Source organism: Brevundimonas sp. (genome assembly GCF_030656255.1).
Classification (GTDB): Bacteria; Pseudomonadota; Alphaproteobacteria; order Caulobacterales; family Caulobacteraceae; genus Brevundimonas.
This window is the reverse complement of sequence record NZ_JAUSOE010000060.1, coordinates 1-22,349: the sequence shown is the minus strand read 5'-3', so window position 1 is coordinate 22,349 and position 22,349 is coordinate 1. Positions and strand designations below refer to the sequence as shown.

General features: G+C 68.5%; 24 protein-coding genes. 16 read left to right on the top strand and 8 right to left on the bottom strand.

Annotated elements, in window-relative coordinates:
- The first annotated feature begins 77 nt into the window (after positions 1 to 77).
- The 8 genes from Q7J26_RS06750 (at position 78) to Q7J26_RS06715 (ending at position 8,494) form a co-directional block, all read left to right on the top strand.
- A complete protein-coding gene (locus Q7J26_RS06750; RefSeq protein WP_304935724.1) occupies positions 78 to 1,061 on the top strand; it encodes a glycosyltransferase family 9 protein in 984 nt (327 codons plus the stop codon).
- Between the two features lie 251 nt (positions 1,062 to 1,312).
- The gene (locus Q7J26_RS06745; protein ID WP_304935723.1) at positions 1,313 to 2,644 is read left to right on the top strand and encodes a dihydroorotase; all 1,332 of its coding nucleotides are present in this window, start codon (positions 1,313 to 1,315) and stop codon (positions 2,642 to 2,644) included.
- A gap of 532 nt (positions 2,645 to 3,176) precedes the next feature.
- Positions 3,177 to 3,896, top strand: a complete 720-nt coding sequence (locus Q7J26_RS06740; RefSeq protein WP_304935722.1) for a prephenate dehydrogenase — start codon at positions 3,177 to 3,179, stop codon at positions 3,894 to 3,896.
- Positions 3,897 to 4,223: 327 nt separating this feature from the next.
- On the top strand, positions 4,224 to 4,655 hold the full coding sequence (locus tag Q7J26_RS06735) for a hypothetical protein (RefSeq protein WP_304935721.1): 432 nt from the start codon (positions 4,224 to 4,226) through the stop codon (positions 4,653 to 4,655).
- Between the two features lie 292 nt (positions 4,656 to 4,947).
- Positions 4,948 to 5,697, top strand: a complete 750-nt coding sequence (locus Q7J26_RS06730; RefSeq protein ID WP_304935720.1) for a DUF72 domain-containing protein — start codon at positions 4,948 to 4,950, stop codon at positions 5,695 to 5,697.
- Positions 5,698 to 5,769: 72 nt separating this feature from the next.
- On the top strand, positions 5,770 to 6,831 hold the full coding sequence (locus Q7J26_RS06725; RefSeq protein ID WP_304935719.1) for an NAD(P)-dependent alcohol dehydrogenase: 1,062 nt from the start codon (positions 5,770 to 5,772) through the stop codon (positions 6,829 to 6,831).
- A gap of 117 nt (positions 6,832 to 6,948) precedes the next feature.
- A complete protein-coding gene (gene phbB / locus Q7J26_RS06720) occupies positions 6,949 to 7,674 on the top strand; it encodes an acetoacetyl-CoA reductase (protein WP_304935718.1) in 726 nt (241 codons plus the stop codon).
- Positions 7,675 to 7,774: 100 nt separating this feature from the next.
- On the top strand, positions 7,775 to 8,494 hold the full coding sequence (locus Q7J26_RS06715) for a DUF4908 domain-containing protein (protein ID WP_304935732.1): 720 nt from the start codon (positions 7,775 to 7,777) through the stop codon (positions 8,492 to 8,494).
- On the opposite strand, the gene gloB is transcribed toward Q7J26_RS06715, so the two are convergent.
- Positions 8,484 to 9,212: a hydroxyacylglutathione hydrolase gene (gloB, locus tag Q7J26_RS06710; RefSeq protein WP_304935717.1), complete on the bottom strand. Its 729-nt coding sequence runs from the start codon at positions 9,210 to 9,212 to the stop codon at positions 8,484 to 8,486. The two genes, Q7J26_RS06715 and gloB, sit on opposite strands and share 11 nt — an antisense overlap.
- Before the next feature lie 46 nt (positions 9,213 to 9,258).
- Here gloB and Q7J26_RS06705 point away from each other — a divergent pair, with 46 nt between their 5' ends.
- The 5 genes from Q7J26_RS06705 (at position 9,259) to Q7J26_RS06685 (ending at position 13,923) form a co-directional block, all read left to right on the top strand.
- Entirely contained in the window at positions 9,259 to 10,008 is a 750-nt protein-coding gene (locus tag Q7J26_RS06705; RefSeq protein WP_304935716.1) for a methyltransferase domain-containing protein, read from the top strand.
- 59 nt (positions 10,009 to 10,067) lie between these two features.
- Positions 10,068 to 10,571: a histidine phosphatase family protein gene (locus Q7J26_RS06700; RefSeq protein ID WP_304935715.1), complete on the top strand. Its 504-nt coding sequence runs from the start codon at positions 10,068 to 10,070 to the stop codon at positions 10,569 to 10,571.
- Positions 10,568 to 10,912: a DUF952 domain-containing protein gene (locus tag Q7J26_RS06695; protein ID WP_304935714.1), complete on the top strand. Its 345-nt coding sequence runs from the start codon at positions 10,568 to 10,570 to the stop codon at positions 10,910 to 10,912. Before Q7J26_RS06700 ends, Q7J26_RS06695 begins: the two co-directional genes overlap by 4 nt.
- The gene (locus Q7J26_RS06690) at positions 10,909 to 11,958 is read left to right on the top strand and encodes a quinone-dependent dihydroorotate dehydrogenase (protein WP_304935713.1); all 1,050 of its coding nucleotides are present in this window, start codon (positions 10,909 to 10,911) and stop codon (positions 11,956 to 11,958) included. Before Q7J26_RS06695 ends, Q7J26_RS06690 begins: the two co-directional genes overlap by 4 nt.
- A gap of 72 nt (positions 11,959 to 12,030) precedes the next feature.
- Entirely contained in the window at positions 12,031 to 13,923 is a 1,893-nt protein-coding gene (locus Q7J26_RS06685; RefSeq protein WP_304935712.1) for an ATP-binding protein, read from the top strand.
- Here the strand turns inward: Q7J26_RS06685 and Q7J26_RS06680 are convergent.
- Positions 13,896 to 14,330 (bottom strand): very short patch repair endonuclease, encoded by a 435-nt coding sequence (locus Q7J26_RS06680; protein ID WP_304935711.1) that lies wholly within the window; start codon positions 14,328 to 14,330, stop codon positions 13,896 to 13,898. The two genes, Q7J26_RS06685 and Q7J26_RS06680, sit on opposite strands and share 28 nt — an antisense overlap.
- 48 nt (positions 14,331 to 14,378) lie before the next feature.
- A complete protein-coding gene (locus Q7J26_RS06675) occupies positions 14,379 to 14,864 on the bottom strand; it encodes a peroxiredoxin (RefSeq protein WP_304935710.1) in 486 nt (161 codons plus the stop codon).
- Positions 14,865 to 14,980: 116 nt separating this feature from the next.
- Between Q7J26_RS06675 and Q7J26_RS06670 the strand changes: the two genes are divergently transcribed.
- Positions 14,981 to 15,550: a YqgE/AlgH family protein gene (locus Q7J26_RS06670; protein WP_304935709.1), complete on the top strand. Its 570-nt coding sequence runs from the start codon at positions 14,981 to 14,983 to the stop codon at positions 15,548 to 15,550.
- Positions 15,551 to 15,673: 123 nt separating this feature from the next.
- Positions 15,674 to 16,126 (top strand): chemotaxis protein CheW, encoded by a 453-nt coding sequence (locus Q7J26_RS06665; protein WP_304935731.1) that lies wholly within the window; start codon positions 15,674 to 15,676, stop codon positions 16,124 to 16,126.
- 81 nt (positions 16,127 to 16,207) lie between these two features.
- Here the strand turns inward: Q7J26_RS06665 and Q7J26_RS06660 are convergent, their stop codons facing one another.
- Complete coding sequence (locus Q7J26_RS06660; protein WP_304935708.1) at positions 16,208 to 17,041, bottom strand: outer membrane protein; 834 nt, start codon at positions 17,039 to 17,041, stop codon at positions 16,208 to 16,210.
- 134 nt (positions 17,042 to 17,175) lie between these two features.
- Positions 17,176 to 18,867, bottom strand: a complete 1,692-nt coding sequence (locus Q7J26_RS06655) for a bifunctional protein-serine/threonine kinase/phosphatase (protein WP_304935707.1) — start codon at positions 18,865 to 18,867, stop codon at positions 17,176 to 17,178.
- Positions 18,868 to 18,999: 132 nt separating this feature from the next.
- Between Q7J26_RS06655 and Q7J26_RS06650 the strand changes: the two genes are divergently transcribed.
- Positions 19,000 to 19,311 carry a hypothetical protein gene (locus tag Q7J26_RS06650; protein WP_304935706.1) on the top strand — a complete coding sequence of 104 codons (312 nt, stop codon included), beginning with the start codon at positions 19,000 to 19,002 and terminating at the stop codon, positions 19,309 to 19,311.
- On the opposite strand, the gene Q7J26_RS06645 is transcribed toward Q7J26_RS06650, so the two are convergent.
- The 3 genes from Q7J26_RS06645 to Q7J26_RS06635 all read right to left on the bottom strand — a co-directional run.
- Positions 19,271 to 20,227, bottom strand: a complete 957-nt coding sequence (locus tag Q7J26_RS06645; RefSeq protein ID WP_304935705.1) for a DUF1028 domain-containing protein — start codon at positions 20,225 to 20,227, stop codon at positions 19,271 to 19,273. The two genes, Q7J26_RS06650 and Q7J26_RS06645, sit on opposite strands and share 41 nt — an antisense overlap.
- A gap of 66 nt (positions 20,228 to 20,293) precedes the next feature.
- Positions 20,294 to 21,961: a bifunctional diguanylate cyclase/phosphodiesterase gene (locus tag Q7J26_RS06640; RefSeq protein WP_304935704.1), complete on the bottom strand. Its 1,668-nt coding sequence runs from the start codon at positions 21,959 to 21,961 to the stop codon at positions 20,294 to 20,296.
- A 13-nt stretch (positions 21,962 to 21,974) separates the two neighbouring features.
- Positions 21,975 to 22,349: GNAT family N-acetyltransferase (locus Q7J26_RS06635; protein ID WP_304935703.1), on the bottom strand; the 375-nt coding region annotated here is incomplete at its 5' end.

The window sequence follows — 22,349 nt, the reverse complement described above, 5'->3', positions numbered from 1 at the left end:
TCTTCAGGGGAAACCAGCCTGTGGATACGGCCGTTTGACGGTGAACCGCGAACAGAATCCCTATATGACGCTCACGGATGATCGGGCGTTTCCCCATCCTCTATATCGCCGAGGCCGACGCCGAGGACGCCGTGCTGTCTTCGGGCGTGCTGGCGCATCTGGTCGACAGCCTGCCAAACGCCGCCTTCACCATCGTCGGTTCGGCCGCCAGCGCCCCCCTGTTCGCCGACACCCCGCGCCTGGACCGGCTGCTGGTGCTGGAGCGCGAGGGCCGGTTCGACTGGATCGCCCTGTGGAACCAGGTACGCGGGACCAAATGGGGTCTGGTCGTGGACATGCGCGGCTCGGACCTGTCGGGCAAGTTGCGCCGTCTGAAGCGGGCGGTGCGCGACAAGACCCCGCAGCCCGGCCTGCATGCGGTCGAGGCCGCTGCGGCGGTGCTGAAGCTGGAGCCGCATGAGATTCCGGCCCCGCGCCTCTCTGTCTCCGACCAGACCCTGGCCCAGGTCGAGGCCCTGATCCCCGCATCGGGCGGCGCCAATTCTGAAAAGGATCGGCCCATCCTGGCCATCGGGCCGGGCGTCGAATGGATGGGCCGCCGCTGGCCCGCCGAACGCTACGCCAAGGTGGCGACCAAGCTGCTGGCCGACGACGGCCCCCTGGCGGGCGGGCGGCTGATGCTGGTCGGCGAGGAGATCGACCGCGAGGCGGCCCACACCATCCGCTACGCCGTGCCCCGCGCGCGGGTCATCGAGTTTCAGGGCAAACTGACCCGGCTCCAGACCGTCGCGGCCCTGTCAAAAGCCAGCCTCTACGTCGGCGCGGACTCGATCTGGACCCATCTGGCCGTCGCCTCGGGCGTCCCCGTCGTGGCCGCCTTCGGTCCCTCCGACGAGGCGACGCGCGGCCCCTGGAAGGGCGTCGCCGTGCGTGGCCCGCGCAGCTTCGAGGAGTTCAAGACCCTGGACCCCCGGCTGAACCAGGCCATCCAGCACATGATGGACCTGCCCTGGGAACGGGTGCTGAAGGCGGCGATGCGGTTGCTGAAGGACCGGGCCTGACGACAATCTCCCTCCCCGTCCGGGGAGGGGGCCGCGCAGCGGCCGGGTGGGGGCGGCCAGGCGAAGGCGAGCGAGAGGGGGAGCGAGCCGACGCCGTCTCTACAGACCGCGCTGTGTCGCCCTGCCCGCCCCACCCGTCCTCGCCTGCGGCTCGGCCACCCTCCCCGGACGGGGAGGGAGAGGTTTAGCCGTTTCGCGACCCGTGCCGCATCCGCTAGAAGCTCGCATAACCAGCCTCAGGAGCCGCCCCCATGACCCAGACCTATGACCTGATCGTCCGTGGCGGCGAGGTGGCCAATCACGCCGGGCGCGGCCTGGCCGACGTCGGCGTGATCGACGGCAAGATCGCCTTCATCGGCGACCTGTCCCAGGCCTCGGCCGGCGAGACCTTCGACGCGACGGGCCTGACCGTCCTGCCCGGCGTCATCGACACCCAGGTCCATTTCCGCGAACCCGGCCTGGAGTGGAAGGAAGACCTGGAGACCGGGTCGCGCGCCGCCGCCCTGGGCGGGGTCGTCGCCGTGTTCGAGATGCCGAACACCAATCCCAACACCACCGACCCGGACACCATGGCCGACAAGCTGGTCCGGGCGAAGGACCGGATGTGGACCGACCACGCCTTCTACGTCGGCGGCACGCACGAGAACGCCGACTATCTGGGCGAGCTGGAGCGGCTGCCCGGCTGCTGCGGGGTCAAGGTCTTCATGGGGGCCTCGACCGGCGACCTGCTGATCGCCGACGACGAGGGGGTGCGCAAGGTTCTGTCGAACGTGCGCCGTCGCGCCACCTTCCACTCCGAGGACGAATACCGGCTGGTCGAACGGCGGGGTCTCGCCCGCACCGGCGACTGGACCAGCCACCCCGAGGTCCGCGACGCCGAGAGCGCCATCCGTTCGACCCGCCGCCTGGTCGGCCTGGCCCAGGAGACCGGCGCCCGCATCCACGTCCTGCACGTCACGACGAAGGACGAGATGGAGTATCTGCGCTTCCACAAGGATGTCGCCACGGTCGAGATCACCCCCCAGCACCTGACCCTGGCCGCGCCCGAGGCCTATGAGCGGCTGGGCGCCTACGCCCAGATGAACCCGCCGATCCGGTCGCAGGAGCATGTGGACGCCCTTTGGCTGTGGGGGATGCAGCAGGGCGTCGCCGACGTGCTGGGCTCGGACCATGCGCCGCACACCAAGGAGGAAAAGGCCAAACCCTATCCGGCCTCTCCCTCGGGCATGCCGGGGGTGCAGACGCTTGTGCCCCTGATGCTGACCCATGTAGCCCAGGGCCGGCTCAGCCTGGAGCGGTTCATCGACCTGACCTCGGCCGGCGCCCAGCGGGTGTTCGGCACGGCCAACAAGGGGCGGATGGCCGTCAGCTATGACGCCGACCTGACCATCGTGGATCTGAAGGCCAAACGCACCATCACCCACGACCAGCAGGCGTCGCGCTGCGGCTGGACCCCCTACGACGGTTTCGAGGCGACCGGTTGGCCCATGGCGACGATCGTGCGCGGCCGGGTGGTGATGCAGGACGGCGAACTGATCGGCGCGGCCCATGGGCGGCCGGTGCGGTTCATGGAGACGCTGTGAGGGACAAGCTGGGCCGGATCGCCTTCACAGGCTTGGTCACCCTCATGGGAAACTTGGCTGGATGTTCTGCTGAGTCGCCGGCAGTCAATGTTCCCTGCGAAATTCGAGAGATTGCGCGGACGTGCGGTGTTGAGAGCGATGGACGCTTCATCGCTGTCAGTCGGACATCTGCGCCTGCATCTTGCTTGACCAGGACGATGGCGGATGGCGTAACTGTATCCATTCCATATCAGCCGCTGCGAACGTTTGCAGACCCCCGCCCCGAACGTAGTAAAGGGGGCGGTGGAGCTGGGGCCTATGAGCGGTACTTGATCAGTCTGCTTCCATCTCAGCCCGTTAGAGATAGCGACATGCCCGGAGTGCTCTATGCCTGTTCGGAAGGATGCCGCGCCGTTACGTCTTGGCGAGATTTCGCCATCGTGGTCTCATGGCGTGACGCCAAAGCTGCACCAAGTTCTGTTGTGAAGTCGGTGATAGGTTCGCTTGACGAGTGGAGCGCTCAATGCCGGCAAGGCCCTCAATGAGGGAGTCTGTGTTGGGCCTGATCGGCTTCGGCGCCTTCGGGCGGCTGACGGCGCGCCATCTGTCGCCCTGGTTCGACATCCACGCCCATGACCCGGCCGCCACGGACGCAGACGGCCACGCGACCCTGACCGACCTGGCCACAGCCGCCGCTTGCCCCACGGTGATCCTGGCCGTGCCGGTCGAGGCCCTGGCCGCCACCCTGACAGAGATCCGCCCCCACCTGCGCCCCGACGCCCTGGTCATCGACGTCGGCTCGGTGAAGGTCAAACCCGCCCAGCTGATGGAGGATCTGCTGCCCCCCGGCGTGCGCATCGTCGGCACCCACCCCCTGTTCGGCCCCCAGAGCGGCAAGGCCGGCATCGCCGGCCTGCGCATCGCCATATGCGAAGTGCGCGGCGCCCGCGACGCCCGCCGCGTCGCCGCCTTCTGCCGCCGCGCCCTGGCCCTGAAGGTGTTCCAGGTCAGCCCCGAGGACCACGACCGCGAGGCCGCCACGGTCCAGGGCCTGACCCACCTGATCGCCCGCCTGCTGCTGGCTATGGAGCCCCTGCCGACCCGCATGACCACCGCCAGTTTCGACCGCCTGATGCAGGCCGTCGACATGGTCCGCCACGACAGCCCCGCCGTCTTCCGCGCCATCGAACGCGACAACCCCTTCGCCGCCGAAGTCCGCAACCGCTTCTTCGCCCTGGCGGACGCGGCAAGGGGGGATCTGGACGCGGGGTGAGCGGGGGGACATTACATCCGCCACTCATCCCCACACTTTCGTCATTCCGGGCGAAGGGCCTCTTGGCCCGGAGACCCGGAACCCAGCGGCGCGCGTGAGCGCGAACCTGTCGCGGACTCGGTGTTCCGGTATCGTGGGTCGTACGGATTTCGCCTTCGGCGCCTCCCCTGGTCCAAGCTTCGCTTAGCCAGAGGATGACGAGAGGTTCCGGGTCTGCGCTGCGCTTCGCCCGGAATGACGAAAGGGAAACCAACCTTTCCAATAATTCACGCGGCAATCCAGCATCATCGCCATACCCTACCCCAGGCTGAACCTTCGGAGGCGGGCATGGCGAAGCGGCGAATGATCCTGGCGGGCGTCCTGGCGGCCGGCGCCCTTTGCGGAACGGCCCTGGCTCAGGCCGCGCCGCCCATCACCAGCGGCGAGGTGGCCGGCGACTGGATGCTGAAGATCACGCCGGCCGAGCGGCAGGACCTCAGCATCTCATTTGAATCCAAGAGCGGAAATCAGCTGGATTTCCCATTGACGGTCACGCCCCAGCCGCGCGGCCGGCTCTCGTGCGTCCTCGACGGCGATCCGGCGAACTGCCGCATAAGGGACGGCAAGCTGGTCGTGGTCATGGCCTCGGGCGGCGTGCGCATGACCTTCACCCTGACGGGTCGGTCGCGCGGCGGGTTCCTGGGCGACGCGAGCCTGAGGGTCCGTCTGCTCCCTATCGGCGGCCATATCGGCGCCGTGACCATGGCGCGCCGGTCGTAGGCCGGCGCCAGCCTTCCTAATTCCGCAGACATTCTGTCGGCAAAACAGCCACCTGATCGAAAAATCCCGCCGCCAGCCCCCGCCCTTCCCTGCGGGCCTATACTCTCGGTCTTCGGCATCTGAAGAGAGGTCCATTCAATCGCAAAATCTGGCGCCTCGCCCTGGGTTCGAGGGCGCCGTGCAACTTCGTCCCGCCCCGATTTCAGACAATTCATACTATTCAGACTCTGTTTTTTCGCCGCACAGTCTGAAATTCCCGCCGCGCGAGCATCGACGCTTAGGAGCCCGACACATGATCCACCCCATCCACATCGGCGTCGGCGGCTGGACCTTCGAGCCGTGGCGCGGGGTCTTCTATCCCGAGGGTCTGGTGCAGAAGCGCGAGCTGGAATACGCGGCGTCGAAACTGACCAGCATCGAGATCAACGGCACCTATTATTCGACCTTCAAGCCCGATAGCTGGCGCAAATGGCGCGACGAGACGCCGGACGGTTTCGTCTTCTCGGTCAAGGCCAGCCGCTATTGCACCAATCGCAAGATCCTGTCGGACGGCGGCGAGAGTTTCGATCGTTTCCTGTCCCAGGGGCTGACCGAACTGGGCGACAAGCTGGGGCCGATCAACTGGCAGTTCATGGGCACGAAGAAGTTCGACCCGGAGGATTTCGAGGGCTTCCTGAAACTGTTGCCGCAGGAGAAGGACGGCCGGCGCCTGCGCCACGCGCTGGAGGTGCGCAACCCGAGCTTCGCCACCGAACAGTTCTACGACCTGGCCCGCAAATACGGCGCGGCCATCGTCTACGCCGTCGATGACGAGGAGCCGACCTGGCCCCAGATCGACGAGGCGACCGCTGACTTTACCTACGCCCGGCTGATGTCCAGCCGCGAGGACGAGCCCACCGGCATGACCGTCGCGGAACTGGCCGCCGTCGCCGACCAGGCCAAGGCCTGGGCCAAGCGGGGCGAGGTCTTCGCCTATTTCATCTCGGGCGCGAAGGTGCGGAACCCAGCGGCGGCCCAGGCGCTGATCGCCCAGCTGAAATAGCCCGCCGCCTTGCGGTCGGCCGTCGGTGGCCACATCTGCCCCCCGACGCCCCAAAGCCTGAAGGACTTCCCCATGCCGATCGCCACACGCGCCTTCGCCGCGACCGCCGCCGACAAGCCCCTGACGCCCTACAGCTTCGAACGGCGCGACCCCGGCCCGGACGACGTCCTGATCGACATCAAGTTCAGCGGCATCTGCCACTCTGACCTGCACATGGCCCGCAGCGAGACCGGCCCGGCCCATTACCCCCTGGTCCCCGGCCACGAGATCGCCGGCGTTGTGGCGGCCGTCGGCGCCAACGTCACCCGCTTCAAGGAAGGCGACCGCGTCGGCGTTGGCTGTATGGTCGACAGCTGCCGCGAATGCTCGTCCTGCCAGGAAGGTCTGGAACAGTATTGCGTGCCCGGCTTCACCGGCACCTATGGCGCCAAGGACACCAAGGGCGGCACGGCCGAGACCATCACCCAGGGCGGCTATTCCGACCACATCACCGTGGATCAGCATTTCGTCCTGTCCATCCCCGACAGCCTGCCGCTGGACGTCGCCGCCCCTCTGCTGTGCGCCGGCGTCACCACCTATTCGCCGCTGAAGACCTGGGGCGTCGGACCGGGGTCCAAGGTGGCGGTCATCGGCCTGGGCGGTCTGGGCCATATGGCCGTCAAACTGGCGGCCGCCATGGGCGCCGAGGTCACGGTCCTGTCCACCTCGGACCGCAAGAAGGCTGACGCCGAGCGGATGGGCGCCAAGCATTTCCTGATCAACTCGGACAAGGCGGCGATGAAGGCTGCGGCCGAGAGCTTCGACCTGATCATCAACACCGTCTCGGCCACGCACGAGATCTCCAGCCAGGTCCAGTTGCTGGCCCGCGACGGCACCATGGTCATGCTGGGCCTGACCACCGAGGGTCTGCCGGTCTATGCCGTGCCCCTGTTGTGGCGTCGCCGCCGCATCGCCGGCTCGCTGATCGGCGGCATCGCCGAGACCCAGGAGATGCTGAACTTCTGCGCCGAACACGGCATCGCCTGCGAGATCGAGACCATCGCCCCCGACCAGATCAACGAGGCCTATGAGCGGATGCTGAAGTCCGACGTCCGCTATCGCTTTGTCATCGACATGGAGAAGCTGGCGGCCTGACGCCGCGACATCAAGCCCGGTTTCCGCCAGGGAAATCGGGCTTGCCTGCCGCCGAGGCGTCGCTACACCTTTAGCGACGGTCCGCAGCAGACGGGCGCAAGGGACAAGGAAACGATCATGGCGCGTGTAGCATTCGTGACCGGCGGCACCCGGGGCATCGGCAGGGCGATCGTTCAACGCCTCAGCGAGGACGGCGTCCGCGTCGCCGCCGGCTATTCCGGCAATGACGAAGCCGCCCAGGCCACGGCCAAGGCCACCGGCTGTATCGTGGTGAAGGGCAATGTCGGCTCCTTCGACGACTGCGCGCGCGCGGTTCAGGAGGTCGAGTCCCAGCTGGGCCCCGTCGATATCCTGGTCAACAACGCCGGCATCACCCGCGACGGCTTCTTCCACAAGATGAGCCATGACCAGTGGTCCGACGTGATCCGGGTCAATATGGACAGCGTCTTCAACACCACCCGCCAGGTCATCAACGGCATGCGCGAGCGGGGCCACGGCCGGATCGTCAACATCTCCTCGATCAACGGCCAGAAGGGTCAGGTGGGCCAGACCAATTATTCCGCCGCCAAGGCCGGAATGATCGGCTTCACCAAGGCCCTGGCCCTGGAGAACGCGCGCAAGGGCGTGACCGTCAACTGTATCGCCCCCGGCTATATCGACACCGAAATGGTCGGCGCCATGGACCCCAAGGTGCTGGAATCCATCGTCGCTCAGATCCCTGTCGGCCGCCTGGGCAAGGGCGAAGAGATCGCCGACATGGTCTCCTGGCTGGTCGGAGAGCGTGCTGGATATGTCACAGGCTGCACCCTCTCGCTGAACGGCGGTCAATACCTGGTCGGGTGAAGGCGGCTTCGCCCAAAATCCGCCGCGTGACGGTTTCATCCACAGTCTCATGAAGTTGACGGAAACGGACTGGGCGAAAAAATCGCCTCGCGTGACCGCGATGGCCTTGGCGGCCGTCGTGGCCGTGGGTCTGTCCGTGGCCGCGCCTGCGGTGCTGCCCTCGGACTGCCACGCCCAGTCGCGCCGCAACCTGCCGCCCTCGGCCCGCTATGTGGCCGGCACGGGCCAGGGGTTCGTGCTGGACGTGACCGGGTCGCGCCCCCTGCTGCGCTTCGACCGTTCGACCGAGATCTGGGTGCTGCGTCCGGCCCCCGCCCCGCGCGGCGACATCGTCTATCGCAACGACAACGGCGACCAGGTGCTGCGCGTCACGGCCGACGGCGGCATGACCCTGTACACCACCACGGCGCCCCAGGGCTCGCCGGTCTCGCCCTCGGGCGAGGCCGCGCCCCTGCTGGCCCCGGCCCTGACGGCCGTCCAGCTGTGGAACTACATCATCCGCCAGAGCGACCGCGCCAGCCGCGCCCTGGGCCGACTGGTGGTCGTGGACGTGGACATCCAGCCGGGCTCGGAAGCCGTGGCCGCCGACGCCCTGTCGACCGCTGTGGACGCCATCGCCCGCATGGCCCGCTCGCCGTCCCTGCGCCGCGAGGCCGACAAGATCCGCCGCATTGAGATCGTCGATCAGGGTCGGGGCAGCCAGGCGCTCTTCGCACGCGGCACCCTGCGCATCGTCATCGAGCCGCGCGCCGGCGTGGCCGGCCGCCCGTCCTCGGCCCGGATCGTCCGCGTGGTGGCGGACGACGTCCTCAGCCGCTGAAGCCGTCCTTCGCCGCCCGACGCGCGGCGAACTCGGCCGCATCGACCGCCGTCAGGAACGGATTGAACCGCCGCTCCGCCCCGATCGTCGTCGGCACCGTCGGCTCGCCCCGCGCCCGCTTCGCAAAGATCGCCTCGGCGTGGGCCAGGGTCTCGGGCCGGTCGTCCAGGCTCAGGGTGAAGCGGGCGTTGGACGCCGTATATTCGTGGGCGCACCAGATGACGGTCGCCTCGGGCCAGGCGGCCAGGATCTGAAGACTGGCCCACATCTGCTCCGGCGTTCCCTCGAACAACCGCCCGCAGCCCAGGGCAAACAGGGTGTCGCCGACGAAGGCCAGCTGGTTCTCGACCGAGCGGAACACCACATGGCCCAGCGTATGGCCGGGCGTGGCCGTGACCTCGAACCGGGTCTCGCCGACCATCACCACGTCGCCATCCGCGACCACCCGGTCCAGGGGCGCGACGCGGCGCACCTCTTCCGGCCCCACGATCTCGCAGCCCGTCTCGGCCTTCAGCCTCTCGTTGCCCTCGGTGTGGTCCGGGTGCCAGTGGGTGTTCAGGATCAGGTCCAGCCGCCCCCAGCCCAGGGTCTCCAACTCTTCTAGGATCCGCCCCGCATCGGGCGTGTCCACCGCCGCGACCACGCCGGTCGCCGTATCGCGGATCAGGAAGCCGTAATTGTCGCTGCGGCACGGAAACAGGTGAACATCCAGGGTCATGCGGTCATTCTAGCAGGACGGCCCCGGCGGGCCTATGGTGGACCCCATGCGGCGCAGCATCGACGAGCTTCGAACCTTCTACGGCGAGCCGACCGGAGCCCTGGTGCGCCGGCTGCTGGCGCGGCGGCTGGACGACGCCTGGGGCGAGGCGCCCGACTGCGACGTGCTGGGCGTCGGCTACGCCACCCCCTGGCTGGACGCCTTCGTCGGCGCCCGTCGCGTGGTCGCGGCCATGCCGAGCGGCCAGGGCGTCGAACACTGGCCCAGCGTGGGGCGCAATCGCACCCTGCTGGTAGATGACCGCCGCCTGCCGTTCGCGGCCGGATCCTTCGACCGCATCCTGCTGGTCCACGCCCTGGAAGAGGCCGACGATCCCGCCGCCCTGCTGCTGGAGGCCGTGCGCGCCCTGGCCCCGACCGGGCGCATCATCCTGGCGGCGGCGGCGCGCGGCGGCCTGTGGGCGCGGGCCGAGAACACCCCCTTCGGCCACGGCCGCCCCTTCACCAGGGGCCAGCTGGAACGCCTGGTGCGCGAGGCAGGGCTGGAGCCGGCGGCCTGGTCCCAGACTCTTTATGTCCCGCCGTGGACGCCGCTGCTGCCTCTGGCCGACGGTTTCGAACAGGTCGGGCGGCGTATCGCGCCCAGCACGGCGGGCGTGATCCTGCTGGAGGCGTCGCGGCAGGCCTATGCGCGCATCCGCCCCAGCGGCCTGGCCCAGCGCGTTCCGGCCCGGCCGGCGTTGAGCCCCCAGCCCGCCGCCTCGACCTCTTCGCGGACGCCCCGCCCGACCCCCTGACAGGGAGTTGAGATCGTCCCATCTGTTCGTCGGGCGCGAACGGCCTTATGGCGAGCCTCATGCATCGACTGATCCTCATGCGGCACGCCCAGGCGGAGGCCTCCAGCCCGTCCGGCGGCGACGAAGCCCGCCCCCTCTCCGCCAACGGACGCAAGGAGGCCCTGCGGATGGGCCGCACCCTGGCGGAGCGCGGGCTGAAGCCCGATCTGGCCCTGGTCTCGTCCGCCGTCCGCACGCGCCAGACCTGGGACCAGATGCACGACGCCTTCGGCGACGTCGAAGTCCGCGACGAGCCGCGCCTGTACAATGCGCCGTCCGACGTGCTGCGCCGCTTCGTCGAGTCCTGTGAGGACGAGGCCGGCTGCCTGATGGTCCTGGCCCATAATCCCGGCGTCCATGTGCTGGCGGCCGAATATCTGGCGGAAAGCGCCGCCTCGCCAGCCATTCTGGACCGTCTGGCCGGGGGTTTCCCGACCGCCGCCGCCGCCCTGTTCACCGTCGATGTCGCAGGGCGCTGCGTCTTCGAAGGCTTCCTGACCCCGCGCGACCTGGGCGCCGCATGACCGGAACCGCTTACAAGATCATCGCCGCCGAGGAATGGCGCGCCGCCATGGCCGAGGGCCGCTACGACGGCTCCGCCGTCGATCTGGCGGACGGCTACATCCACATGTCCACCGGCGAGCAACTGGTCGAGACCGCGCGCCGCCATTATGCGGGCCGCGACGCCCTGGTGCTGCTGACGGTCGATCTGACCCGGTTCGGGGCGGACCTGGTGTGGGAGCCGTCGCGCGGCGGCGATCTGTTCCCGCATCTGTATGCGCCCCTGCCCGTCGCCGCCGTCACCGCCGTGCGCGCCTTCTCGGTCGCCGAGGACGGGGCCATGCTGTTCGAGGATCCGGCATGAGCCTGCTGGCCGACTGGGGCGCCGCCGCCTTGCGCCGCCTCGATCCCGAGACCGCCCATCAGGTGGCGATCAAGGGTCTGGCCCTCGCCCCCCTGCCCGCACCGGCGGCCGACGATCCGATCCTGCATACGACGCTGGCGGGTCTGGCCTTGCCCAATCCCGTCGGCCTGGCCGCCGGTCTGGACAAGAACGGCGAGGCCTTGCGCGGCCTGTCGCGGCTGGGCTTCGGCTTTGTCGAGTGCGGCTCGGTCACGCCCCGCCCCCAGCCCGGAAATCCCAAGCCCCGCCTGTTCCGCCTGACCGAGGATCGGGCGATCATCAACCGGATGGGCTTCAACAATGAAGGCCTGGAAGCCTTCGCCGCCCGTCTGGACCGCCGCCCGTCGGGCGTGGTGGTCGGCGCCAATCTGGGGGCCAACAAGGATACGGAGGACAAGGCGGCCGATTATGTCGCCGGCCTGCAGCGGCTGGTCGGCCGCGCCTCCTATTTCACCGTCAACATCTCCTCGCCCAACACCCCGGGCCTGCGCGCCCTGCAGGGGCGGGAACAGCTGGACGACCTGCTGGGCCGGATCGACGCCGCCCGCCCCACGGACGCCGCCGCCCGCGTGCCGGTCTTCCTGAAGATCGCGCCCGATCTGATCGCCGACGAAATCGGCATGATCGTCGAGGCCTCCCTGGCGCACCGGATCGACGGCTTGATCGTGTCCAACACCACCCTGGAACGGCCCGAGACGCTGAGGTCCCTCGATGCGGGCGAGGCAGGCGGCCTGTCGGGCGCCCCGATCCGGCCGTTCGCCGAAAAGGCTCTGCGCGCTGCAGCCGACGCCGCCCAGGGCCGCCTGCCCTTGATCGCCGTCGGCGGGATCGACAGCGGGGCCGAGGCCTATGCCCGCATCCGCCTGGGGGCGGACGCCGTTCAGGTCTATTCCGCCTTGATCTACGACGGCCCCGGTCTGGTGGGTCGCATCAAGCGCGACCTGGCCGCACGCCTGCGCGCCGATGGTTTTTCCTCAATTTCGGCCGCTGTCGGGGCCTCGCGTTGACAGAGCGTTAGCCTCGATCTGCGTCTAGTACCGCCAAGCGAACGACCACGGTTCGCATTGCCGGGAAGCTGGATGTCCAAGACGACTGCAGTCGATACCGCCACGAGCGGCTGGACCGTGGCCGCCCGCCATCGCCGCAGCACTTTGCTGCAGCGTGTGGGACTGGGGGCCGCCGTCGCCCTTGTCGTGACGCCGATGATCGGCTGGCGCGTCTGCCTGGCCTGGTTCGCGGCCTATTGCCTGATGCAGGGTCTGGAACTGCTCGCCTTCGCGCCCGTGAACCGTAACGAAGACGGGAAGATTCCCCTCTGGCGCCGGGGTCTGGCCTGCCTGAGCCTGTTCGTCAGCGCCTCGCTGTTCGGCAGCCTGTCGATTCCGATGTGGTTGATCGGCGGTCCGTTGGGCGGGGTCTGCGCGGCGCTGATGGTGCCGGCCCTGATGCTGTTTTCGATGATCAATTCGCCGCGCTCCAAGTCGATACTGGTCTCTTCGCTGACGCCGCCGATGCTGTATCTGCTGGCCATTCCCTTCCTAGCCGCCTGGTTCGGGGCGCCGCCGCCCCTGGTGATGACGGCGGCCGCGGCCGTGGTCCTGGTCATCTTCTTCACCATCATCAGCTGGCAGAAGATGAGCGAGGCGGCGGAAAACCAGATGCGCGCCCATGCCGAGGCAGAACGGCTGCGTGAGAAGGCCGAAGAGAACCTGGTCGCCCACACCGCCTTCCTCGCCGCCATCGGCCACGATCTGCGCACCCCGATCGGCGCCATACTGACCGGCGCCGCAGAGCTTCAGGCGCTGGACGCGAACTCGCGTGCCAACGCCCATCTGATCACCGACGCCGGGCTGATGATGAAGGCCCTGCTGGACGACCTGCTGGACCACTCCAAGATCGGCGCCGGCCGGATGACGGTCGAGGCCGTCGACTTCGACCTGCGCGTCATGCTGGCCCAGACCTTGCGCCTGTGGCGCGGACCGATCGAGGCCAAGGGCCTGAAGCTGCGCGTCGAGGGCGCGGCCCGCATGCCGCGCAGCGTCAAGGGCGACGCCATGCGGATCCGTCAGGTGATGAACAACCTGATGTCCAATGCGGTGAAATTCACGCCTCACGGCCAGATCACCCTGCGCCTGGACGCCTGGGCCGAAGAGCCCTCCGGCTATTGTCTGCTGCTGGAGGTTCAGGACACCGGACCCGGCATGACGGACGATCAACTGGCGCGCCTGTTCAACCCGTTCGACCAGACGGCCGAAGGCGTCAGCGCCCGGTATGGCGGTTCGGGCCTGGGCCTGGCGATCAGCCGCGACCTGGTCGAGTTGATGGGCGGCCGCCTGACGGCGCGCAGCGCGCCGGGCCAGGGCGCCAGCTTCACCGTCTCCCTGACCCTGCCCTTCGGCGAGGACGCCGCGCCGATCCTGGTTCCCGCCGACGACAGCCGTGTGGACATCGCCCTGGCCCTGGCGGCGAGGCCGCTCGACGCAGCGGCGCAAGCCGGAACGCCGCAGACCGTCGCAGGGAATGCGGACGCCCCGCCGGCGACCGACCTCGCCGACCAGACCGACGAAGACCGCCCGCTGCGCCTGTTGGTGGTCGACGACCACGACATCAACCGTCGCGCCGTCCAACTGATCCTTCAGCCCCTGGGCTGCGACATCGTCACGGCCGCCGACGGCATGATCGCGCTGGAGCGCTGCGCCGAGACGGTCTTCGACGTCATCTTCATGGATGTCCGCATGCCGGAGCTGGACGGACGCGAGACCACGCGCCGCCTGCGCGCCGGTGGCGGCCCCAACGCCCAAACTCCGGTCGTCGCCGTCACCGCCGACACCGCGCCCGAGGATGTCGCCGCCTGCCAGGCCGCCGGCATGGCCTATTTCGTTTCGAAACCCCTGACGCCCCCGGCCTTGCTGGGCGCCCTGCAGCATGTGCTGGACGAATCCGCTCAGGCGGCCGAGATCGCCGCCGCCTGATCCCGGATATCCGCGACGAGCCGTTCGGCGAAGCCCGGCGTGCGCAGGTCGCATTCCCAAACCGTCAGAACCCGCCAGCCGTCGTCCCGTAGATGGGCCGTCACCCGCGCGTCGCGGGCGCGGTTGCGATCGATCTTGGCGGTCCAGTATTCGGCGTTGGCCTTGGGCTTGCGCGATCCGCGCGCGCAATCGTGCCCGTGCCAGAAACAGCCATGGACGAAGACGGCGATCTTGCGCCCCTTCATCGTCACATCGGGCCGACCGGCCAGGCCCTGGCCGCCCAGCCGATACCCGATCCCGGCCGCGCGCAGGATCCTGCGCACGGCCAGTTCCGGCGACGTGTCCCGCCCCTTCACGCGCCGCATCACCGCGCTGCGCTGTTCAGGACTGAAGACGTCGGTGCTCATGATCAGTCCAGGCTCAAGTCGCGAAGCGGCAGCCTGGACAAACCCCTATCAGAGCTGCGCCAGCAGGTGCTCGGCCGAGGACACCTTGAACTCGCCGCCCTGTTCGATGTTCAGCTGGGTGACGGTGCCGTCCTTGACCAGCATGGAATAGCGCTGCGACCGCTCGCCCAGGCCGAAGCCCGAACCGTCCAGCACCAGGCCCAGTTCGCGGGTCAGGTCGCCGTTGCCGTCGGCCAGCATCAGGATGGACCCGTCGTCGATGCCCTGGCTTTCGGCCCAGGCCTTCATGACGAAGGCGTCGTTGACCGAGATGCAGGCGACGACATCGACGCCCTTGCCCTTGATGGCCTCCAGATTGTCCTTGAAGCCTGGCAGGTGGCGGGCCGAGCAGGTGGGGGTGAAGGCGCCCGGAACGGCGAACAGGGCCACGGTCTTGCCGGCGAAGATGTCGGCCGTATTGACGGGCTTGGGGCCTTCGGCCGTCGCCTGGGCGAAGCTCGCGTTCGGAATCCGGTCGCCGATCTGGATGGTCATGGGGATTTCTCCGCGCGGGTTGGTTGAGTGCGCCCGCGACAGATAGACGTCACCGCCGTCATCGCAAGCGGCAACGCCTTGCGCCCGCCCGTTTCACGCCCGATGATAGGATCATCATGACCGACGCCTCATCCCTGACGGGCCGTCTCCTGGTCGCCATGCCCGGCATCGGCGACCCCCGGTTCGAACACGCCGTCATCCTGATCTGCGCGCACGGGCCGGATCACGCCATGGGACTGCGGCTCGACCGCCCGGCCCCCGGCGTCGATCTGAAGACCGTGCTGGACAAGCTGGACGCCCCTGCGCCCGAGGATTCCATCGGTCGGGCCGTCCTGATGGGCGGGCCGGTCGAGCGCGAGCGCGGCTTCGTCCTGCACACCGACGACTGGAGCACGGGCGGCGACACCCTGCCCTTCGGCGACGGCCTGGCCATGACCGGGACGCGCGAAGCCCTGGCCGCCATGACCGACGCCGTGGCCGGCCCGCGCCGGTCGGCCCTGCTGCTCGGCTACGCCGGTTGGGGCGAGGGCCAGTTGGAGGGCGAACTGGCCGAGAACGTCTGGCTGACCGCCGACGCCGACCTGGATCTGATTTTCGACGGCGACCACCAGTCCAAATGGACCCGCGCCCTGGCCCGTATGGGCGTCGATGCGGGCCGGCTTTCCAGCCAGGGCGGGCGGGCCTGACCGGCTTTCGGCCGCACCGTCTGAATCTCCGCCCGCATTAACGAAATCGCTAGGCTGATACGCCAGATTGGGGTCTGCCTCGGGATCAGCCAATCGGTCTGGCCCGGGTCGGGAGGAATTATGATGCTGATTTCCAAGGGTGATCGTCGCGAACTGGTCGGCTTCCGCGTCGGCGAGCAGGCCTTCTGCATCGATATCACCTCGGTGCTGGAAATCCGGGGCTGGACGCCCACCACGCCCCTGCCCCGTGCGCCGGACTATATGAAGGGCGTCGTGAATCTTCGCGGCGTCGTCCTGCCCATCATCGACCTGGCGGCGCGTCTCGGCCTGCCGACCAAGGAACCCTCGGCCCGTCACGCCATCATGGTGGTGAAATGCGGCTCGCGCACGGTCGGCCTTCTGGTCGAGGCGGTGTCTGACATCGTCGAGCTGGATGACGGGATGCGACAACAGACGCCTGACATGGGCGACGACGGCGGCCCCGGCGTGATCGCCGGCATATTCGCCCTGGACGGCGAGATGATCAGCCTGCTGGATCTGGACAATGTGCTGCCGCCGCTGGCCGAAGCCGCCTGAATTCCGAACCCACGCCTGCACGAATTTGAAAACGGCCGGGGATCGCTCCCCGGCCGTCGTCATGTCTGGCGGGCGTCAGACCTAGAAGCGGTAGTTCATGCCGATGCGAACGGCGTGATTGCCGAACCGACCGTTGCCGCGCGTCATGTCGGTGCCGGTGGTGTTCGGCACCAGGATGAAGGGGTTGGCGGCGGGCGTCGTGCCGGTGTTGCCGACGCGGATCACCGGGCTGTCCACGTCCAGCGACGTATAGAGATATTCGCCGCTGACCGTCAGGCCGCGCCCCAGGGCGTATTCCACGCCGCCGCCGGCCTGCCAGCCGTCGCCGTCATCGGATTCGCTGGTTTCGGTGAAGCTGTTGGCGGTGTTCGAGGTGAGGAACTTGTTCTCGAACTTGCCATAGGCGTAGCCGCCGGTGCCGTAGATCAGCGCCGGTCCCATGGCGTAGCCCAGCTTGGCGCGCACGGCCGCCGTGCTCTCCAGTTCACGGGTGAAGCTGTAGAAGGCCGGGGTGGTGCTGAAGCCCGTCACCGTGTCCTGGACATTGTTGACGGTGTATTCGGCCAGGGCGCCGACGACGATATTGCCGAACTGCAGGTCATAACCGCCGCGCACGCCGGCCTCGACCCCGTCATTGTCGTCCTTGCAGCCTGTGGCCGGACCGGTGCTGGTCGCCGCGCCGCCGCAGAAGCCGGGGCTGAAGGCGTTCTCGCCGGCCGCCGTCGTGACCGGGTCGCCGTAGTTTCCATCCAGGTTGCGGTCGAAACGCAGGATCTCGTCGCCGTCGTCGTTTGATTGGTTGTAGCCGCCGAAGATCCCGACATAGGGGCCGGACCAGTTGGGGGCGACGGATTGGGCCAGGGCCGGGGTGGAGACCAGGGCCAGCGCCAGGGCGCTGCAGGCGAGTTTCATCATGGGTGTTCCTTCGTGCAAACGCGGGCTCGAAAGTCCCCGCGGCAGCCGAAAGGCCTAGCGTCGGCCTATGTTCCGCACACGTCATGTCGCCAAATGTCACGGCATCCGGCGCGCAGAGTCCGACGTAGCCGCCCCTATCGCGTCGCCAGCGACACCATCAGCAGCACGACCAAAACCAGACACAGCCCCTGCCAGAACCGCACCGGATCACGCTCGATCAGCGACAGGGGGCGCGGCGCGGGGGCGGCGGCGGCGCTGCCCGTCTCCAGCACATGGATCAGTTCCTCCACATCCTCGAACCGCTCGTCCGGGTCCACGGCGACGGCGCGCATGATGGCGGCCTCCAGCCAGGCGGGCATGTCCGGTCGGCGTCGGCTGGGCGGCGTCGGCGTGCGGTCAAAGCGCGGGGCGTCCGACGGATCGACCTCGCCCCACGGATAGGCGCAGGTGAACAGCCGGTACAGGGTCACGCCCAGGGCGAACTGGTCGGTCGCGGCGTTCCCGCTCTCGCCGTCATACATCTCGGGCGCCTTGTAGCCGGGGGTGCCGGGGGCCTCCGCCTCGGCGAACTCCTCGGCCCGCCGCAGCCGCGCGACGCCCAGATCGACCAGTTTCAGCCCGCCGTTCGCCTCCAGGATCACATTGTCCGGCTTGATGTCGCGGTGCGTCACCCCCGCCCGGTGCAGGGCCGCCACGCCCCGCGCCAGCTTCACAGCCACGCCGATTCCCTCGGCGATCTCGAACGAACCGTCCTCGGCCAGCCGGGCGTGCAGCGTCTGGCCCGGATAGAAGGGCTGGACGATATAGAGCCGGCTCTGGCGCCCCGCGTCCAGCGTCAGCACCTTGCCGACGAAGGGGCTGTCGATCCGCCGGCCGATGAAGGCCTCGCGCAGGAAGGCCGTCCGCGCCCCGCGCTCCGACACGGCCGCAGGCTTGGGAAACTTCAACACCACCCTTTCGTCGCCGGACCGCGCCAGGAACAGCCGCGTATAGCGGCCGTCCGCCACCACCCGCTCCAGATGAAACCCGTCCACCGTCTCGCCCTGTTTCGGCGGCGGCAGAATGGCCAGACCCTCGGCCTCGGCCGTGATCGCCTCCCAGTCGGGCGCGCCGATCCCCATGACGTCGATGACCAGGGCGGTGGCGTTGTCGCGCGCCCCGATCTCGGCCACCTCGGCCAGAATGGCCTTCGCATCCGCATCGGGCGATCCGCGCCGGCCCAGTAGCCGCGCCAGAGCCTCGTCCGTCAGCACCCCGTGCACCCCGTCGGTCGTCAGCAGCAGCCGGTCATGCGGCGCCAGGCCGACCTGGCGCACATCCAGCTTCACATCCGCCTCGATCCCGACGGCGCGGTAAAGCACATGGCTCAACCCCTGCTGGGCCCGGGTATGGTCCTCGGTCAGGCGGGTCAGCACCCCGTCGCGGAAATGATAGGCCCGGCTGTCCCCCACATGCAGCGCCGTCGCCTCGCGCCCTCTCAGGATCAGGGCGGTGAAGGTGGTCGCCGCCGCCTCCATGGCCGGATCGATCCTGCCCCGCGCATGGAGCCAGCGATTGAAGCCCCGCAGCGACTTGATCCCGTTGGCGGCGATGCCGTTCAACGGATTCTGATCCAGATAGCCGTCGATGAAGTTGCGCGTCGTCAGCTCCGCCGCCATCCGCCCGGCTTTCGATCCCGACACCCCGTCGGCGATGACCGCGACGACGCCATGCTCGCGCTGCTCGGCCGGCGTGCCCAGATGCACGCCGCCGAAATCCTGATTGTCCGCCTTCGGTCCCTGGGCGGTGGCGAAACCGGCGGCGATTTCCAGTCTGGCGTCGGTCATATTCCCCTCCCGACCGTCATCTAGGCACAAGGTCTAGGATGGCGAAATGGGAAACACATCCTCCTGAACCACACCGATTCTGGACAAGACGCTCATGGCTCCTATCTCAGTAGCTTAAGCTTGGAGCCGATCATGTCCCAGACGTCCGATGACGCCATAATGACCGCCTATTTGACCCGGTTCGGCGCGCTCAAGCTTGAAGAGCGGACCGACCCCCAGGCGATGCTTGAGATCCTCTATATGGCCGAGCGTTGCGAGGCCGGGGATGACCTTCAGCAGGCCCAAACCGACTATGATCCTGCGGTCTGGAACGGCGTCGACGCCAGCGACATGAAGCGCCGCCTGATCGCGCTGGACGGCTTTCTGAAGACGCTCGCCGAGCGTCGTCTGACCGCCTGGGGCGTCACCCGCCCTGTATCGCCTGGAAGCTCGGGTCCGACCTGACGGGGTCATATAGCGGGTCCGTCGTTTCTTGACGCGCCCAGGCCGCATTGAGACCGGCGAAGGCGCCCAGCGCCGTCAGCGCCGCTTCGCGCTCCCCCATTTGCATCTGCAGTCGTGCGATCCGACGCCAGACCCGATCCCATCCGACTCCCAGCCTCGCCGCGTCCGCGACACGATCCATGGCCCGTGCGTGATCCCCCGCGCGCAGGGCGCGTTCTGCGGCCACAAGCGCGTCGTTCGCCTGGCGCAGGCCGTACAGCCTTCTGAGCTCCGGAACGGGCGTGGAATGGGCGTCGATCCGAAGATCGACGTCCTGCCAGCCGCCTTCGGGTGTTCGGACCAGAAGCGCAGCAGACATGCGGCCGGTCGACTGGCCACCGCTCCTCTCGCCCGCTTCCAGCGCGCGCATCAGCCGTTCCGCCAACGGGCCGGTCGCGGCGAGAAAGGCGTCCCGCATCGCCGCCAGGACCTCTGGGCCGACGAGACCGTTGCCCTGAACACTGTAGCCTTCCCCCACTATCGTTCCGGCCCAGCCGGAAGCCAGGGCCTCTTTTCCCGTGTAGGCCGCGCCGCTTCCGGTCGCGGCGACAAGACCCACCTGACGATAGCTGACGTCTTGACCGTCGAAATCATTATCCGTGTCCAACAAGCGCTGCAGGACAACTCGAGCGGAGCCGCCCGCCTGCATCTGGTCCAGACCGGCCGGCCCGTAGTTGGGGTTGGTCTCGAATTGAGTGGCCAGGGCGCCCACACCGGCCCGCGCGTAGATGACGCTGGCGCCGACCGCCAGATTATTGGTCGCCACGGCCGCCCCGCAGGTTCGGGCGGCGTCGCAAGCGACGATCGAAAAGGTCGCCCAGGCGGGTGACGAGGCGAACAGAACCCAGACGCCGCTCATCAAGGCCAGCCACTTCATTTGATCGCTTCCCCCTGTAAAACCATAAAAGAAGCGGAAATCCTGGTCCGCTGACGGATCGCCCCTTCAGGCCGACCGCTGCTTCAGCGGCGCCGTGCCGTCCGCCAGGCTCTCGGCCAGATAGACCTCCGCCTCCTGGGCGGGCAGAGCCGGGGCATAGCCGAAGCCCTGGCCGTAGTGGCACTGGGCTTCCAGCAGCAGGGCGGCCAGTTCGGCGTTCTCCACCCCTTCGGCGACGACCTCCAGCGACAGGTCGCGGCCCAGGTTGACCACCGACTTGACGATCTTGGCTGAGCCCTCGTCCTTGTTCATCGTCAGGACGAAATAGCGATCGATCTTCAGCGTATCGAACGGCAGGCGCGCCAGATACGACAGGGACGAGAAGCCGGTGCCGAAATCGTCCAGCGCCAGCGAGGCCCCGACGTCCTTCAGCGACTGCAACACCTCGGCGGCGTGCGCGGTGTCGCGCATGATGTCGCCCTCGGTGACCTCCAGCTTCAGCGCCCCCTTAGGCAGGCCGCTTTCCTTGATGATCCGGGCCACGTCCTCGCACAGGTGCGGGCGTTCGATCTCGCCGACCGACAGGTTGACGCTGCAAAACATCTTGCCGGCCAGGGGATGGCGCTGGATCCATTCGGCCAGCTGCCGCGCCGACTGGGTCATCATCAGCAGGCCCAGCTCGTTCATCATGCCCAGGTCGGCGGTCAGGCCCAGGAACTCGTCCGGCGGCACCAGGCCGCGACGCGGGTGACGCCAGCGCGCCAGGGCCTCGAAGCCCGCCACGGCGCCGGTGTTTAGGTTCACGATCGGCTGGAAGAAGGGCACGATCTCGCCGCGCACGAAGGCGTTCCTCAGATCCGCCTCCAGCGCCAGTCGGCTCAGGCTGTCGCTCTCCAGCGCCCGGCCATAGGCGGCCGACCCGCCGCGGCCGGCGCCCTTGGCCGATTCCACCGCCAGCTCGACCCGGCGCAGCAGCTCAGAGGCGTCCGGCGCATCCGGCCCGCCCTCGACCACCACGGCGCCGATAGAGACGGTCGGATAGATGTCGAAACCGGCGACCCGCAGCGGCTGCTCCAGCGCCTCGCGCAGGCGATAACTGGCGTGGGACGCCGTCTTGGGGATGATGACGGCGAACTCGTCCTCGCCGATCCGGGCGGGCGAGGCCTCCTTGGAGAAGGCCGCCGCCAGGCGCGAGCCCAGGGCCGACAGCACCAGATCCGTCCGCTCGTGGCCCAGGGCCTCGTTAAGGCGGCGCAGACGGTCGACGTCGCCGACCACGATCTCGTATTCGCCGACCTGGGTCAGGACCTCGCCGACCCGGGCGATGAAGGCGCGGCGGTCCAGCAGGCCGGTCAGGACATCCCGGTCCGACCCGGCGAACTTGGTCTCCAGCGCCACCACCCCGGCGGCGCGCAGCCCGTCCTCCAGCCAGACCCCGCGCCACAGGCAGGTGTCGGATCCGCGCATGCGCAGGCGCACGGCGACCTCGGTCCCTTCATCCTGGGGCTTCAGCATCTTCTCGGCCAGCGACCGGTCCTGAGGCAGGGCCGAGGCGACGAAGCCGGCGCCCGAACATTCCGGCGCCAGCGGCCCCAGGCCCAGAACTCGCGTCGCCCCCGTGAACCGCAGTTGATCCTGCGACGGCGTCCAGACCCACAGGGCCGTGTCGGCGGCCGCCAGCGCCTCGATGGCGCTCGTGGCGTCCCAGGCCAGGGATCGGGGTCGCGCGTTCACGGCTGTCGCCCTCTCAAGACGGCGTCCGGCCGCCGCGAATCTCGTCCTCGACGAGGCCGAACAGCAGATGGTCTGCCCACTCGCCGTTAATTTTCAAATAAGCCCGCGCCAGCCCCTCGTTGCGAAAGCCGGATTTCTCCAGCACCCGCCGCGATCCGTGGTTGCTGGGCAGGCAGGCCGCCTCCAGCCGATGCAGCTTCAACCGCTCGAAAGCATAGGCCACCACCGCCCGCATGGCCGCCGTGGCGTAGCCGCGCCCGGCGTGAGGCTGGCCGATCCAGTAGCCCAGGGTCCCTGTCTCGGCCACGCCGCGCCGCACGTTCGACAGGGTGATGGCCCCGACCCGCGACTGGTCGGCGTCAGCGAAGATGAAGAAGGGCCAGGCGTT

What these genes read in the sequence shown, in the direction of transcription:
- Q7J26_RS06665 (WP_304935731.1), top strand. Translation starts at nt 15,674, where the DNA reads ATGCTGATTTCCAAGGGTGATCGTCGCGAACTGGTCGGCTTCCGCGTC.
- Q7J26_RS06750 (WP_304935724.1), top strand. Translation starts at nt 78, where the DNA reads ATGATCGGGCGTTTCCCCATCCTCTATATCGCCGAGGCCGACGCCGAG.
- Q7J26_RS06725 (WP_304935719.1), top strand. Translation starts at nt 5,770, where the DNA reads ATGCCGATCGCCACACGCGCCTTCGCCGCGACCGCCGCCGACAAGCCC.
- Q7J26_RS06695 (WP_304935714.1), top strand. Translation starts at nt 10,568, where the DNA reads ATGACCGGAACCGCTTACAAGATCATCGCCGCCGAGGAATGGCGCGCC.
- gloB (WP_304935717.1), bottom strand. Translation starts at nt 9,212, where the DNA reads ATGACCCTGGATGTTCACCTGTTTCCGTGCCGCAGCGACAATTACGGC.
- Q7J26_RS06660 (WP_304935708.1), bottom strand. Translation starts at nt 17,041, where the DNA reads ATGATGAAACTCGCCTGCAGCGCCCTGGCGCTGGCCCTGGTCTCCACC.
- Q7J26_RS06745 (WP_304935723.1), top strand. Translation starts at nt 1,313, where the DNA reads ATGACCCAGACCTATGACCTGATCGTCCGTGGCGGCGAGGTGGCCAAT.
- Q7J26_RS06680 (WP_304935711.1), bottom strand. Translation starts at nt 14,330, where the DNA reads ATGAGCACCGACGTCTTCAGTCCTGAACAGCGCAGCGCGGTGATGCGG.
- Q7J26_RS06700 (WP_304935715.1), top strand. Translation starts at nt 10,068, where the DNA reads ATGCATCGACTGATCCTCATGCGGCACGCCCAGGCGGAGGCCTCCAGC.
- Q7J26_RS06730 (WP_304935720.1), top strand. Translation starts at nt 4,948, where the DNA reads ATGATCCACCCCATCCACATCGGCGTCGGCGGCTGGACCTTCGAGCCG.
- Q7J26_RS06670 (WP_304935709.1), top strand. Translation starts at nt 14,981, where the DNA reads ATGACCGACGCCTCATCCCTGACGGGCCGTCTCCTGGTCGCCATGCCC.
- Q7J26_RS06705 (WP_304935716.1), top strand. Translation starts at nt 9,259, where the DNA reads ATGCGGCGCAGCATCGACGAGCTTCGAACCTTCTACGGCGAGCCGACC.
- Q7J26_RS06655 (WP_304935707.1), bottom strand. Translation starts at nt 18,867, where the DNA reads ATGACCGACGCCAGACTGGAAATCGCCGCCGGTTTCGCCACCGCCCAG.
- Q7J26_RS06690 (WP_304935713.1), top strand. Translation starts at nt 10,909, where the DNA reads ATGAGCCTGCTGGCCGACTGGGGCGCCGCCGCCTTGCGCCGCCTCGAT.
- phbB (WP_304935718.1), top strand. Translation starts at nt 6,949, where the DNA reads ATGGCGCGTGTAGCATTCGTGACCGGCGGCACCCGGGGCATCGGCAGG.
- Q7J26_RS06735 (WP_304935721.1), top strand. Translation starts at nt 4,224, where the DNA reads ATGGCGAAGCGGCGAATGATCCTGGCGGGCGTCCTGGCGGCCGGCGCC.
- Q7J26_RS06715 (WP_304935732.1), top strand. Translation starts at nt 7,775, where the DNA reads ATGGCCTTGGCGGCCGTCGTGGCCGTGGGTCTGTCCGTGGCCGCGCCT.
- Q7J26_RS06685 (WP_304935712.1), top strand. Translation starts at nt 12,031, where the DNA reads ATGTCCAAGACGACTGCAGTCGATACCGCCACGAGCGGCTGGACCGTG.
- Q7J26_RS06645 (WP_304935705.1), bottom strand. Translation starts at nt 20,227, where the DNA reads ATGAAGTGGCTGGCCTTGATGAGCGGCGTCTGGGTTCTGTTCGCCTCG.
- Q7J26_RS06675 (WP_304935710.1), bottom strand. Translation starts at nt 14,864, where the DNA reads ATGACCATCCAGATCGGCGACCGGATTCCGAACGCGAGCTTCGCCCAG.
- Q7J26_RS06650 (WP_304935706.1), top strand. Translation starts at nt 19,000, where the DNA reads ATGTCCCAGACGTCCGATGACGCCATAATGACCGCCTATTTGACCCGG.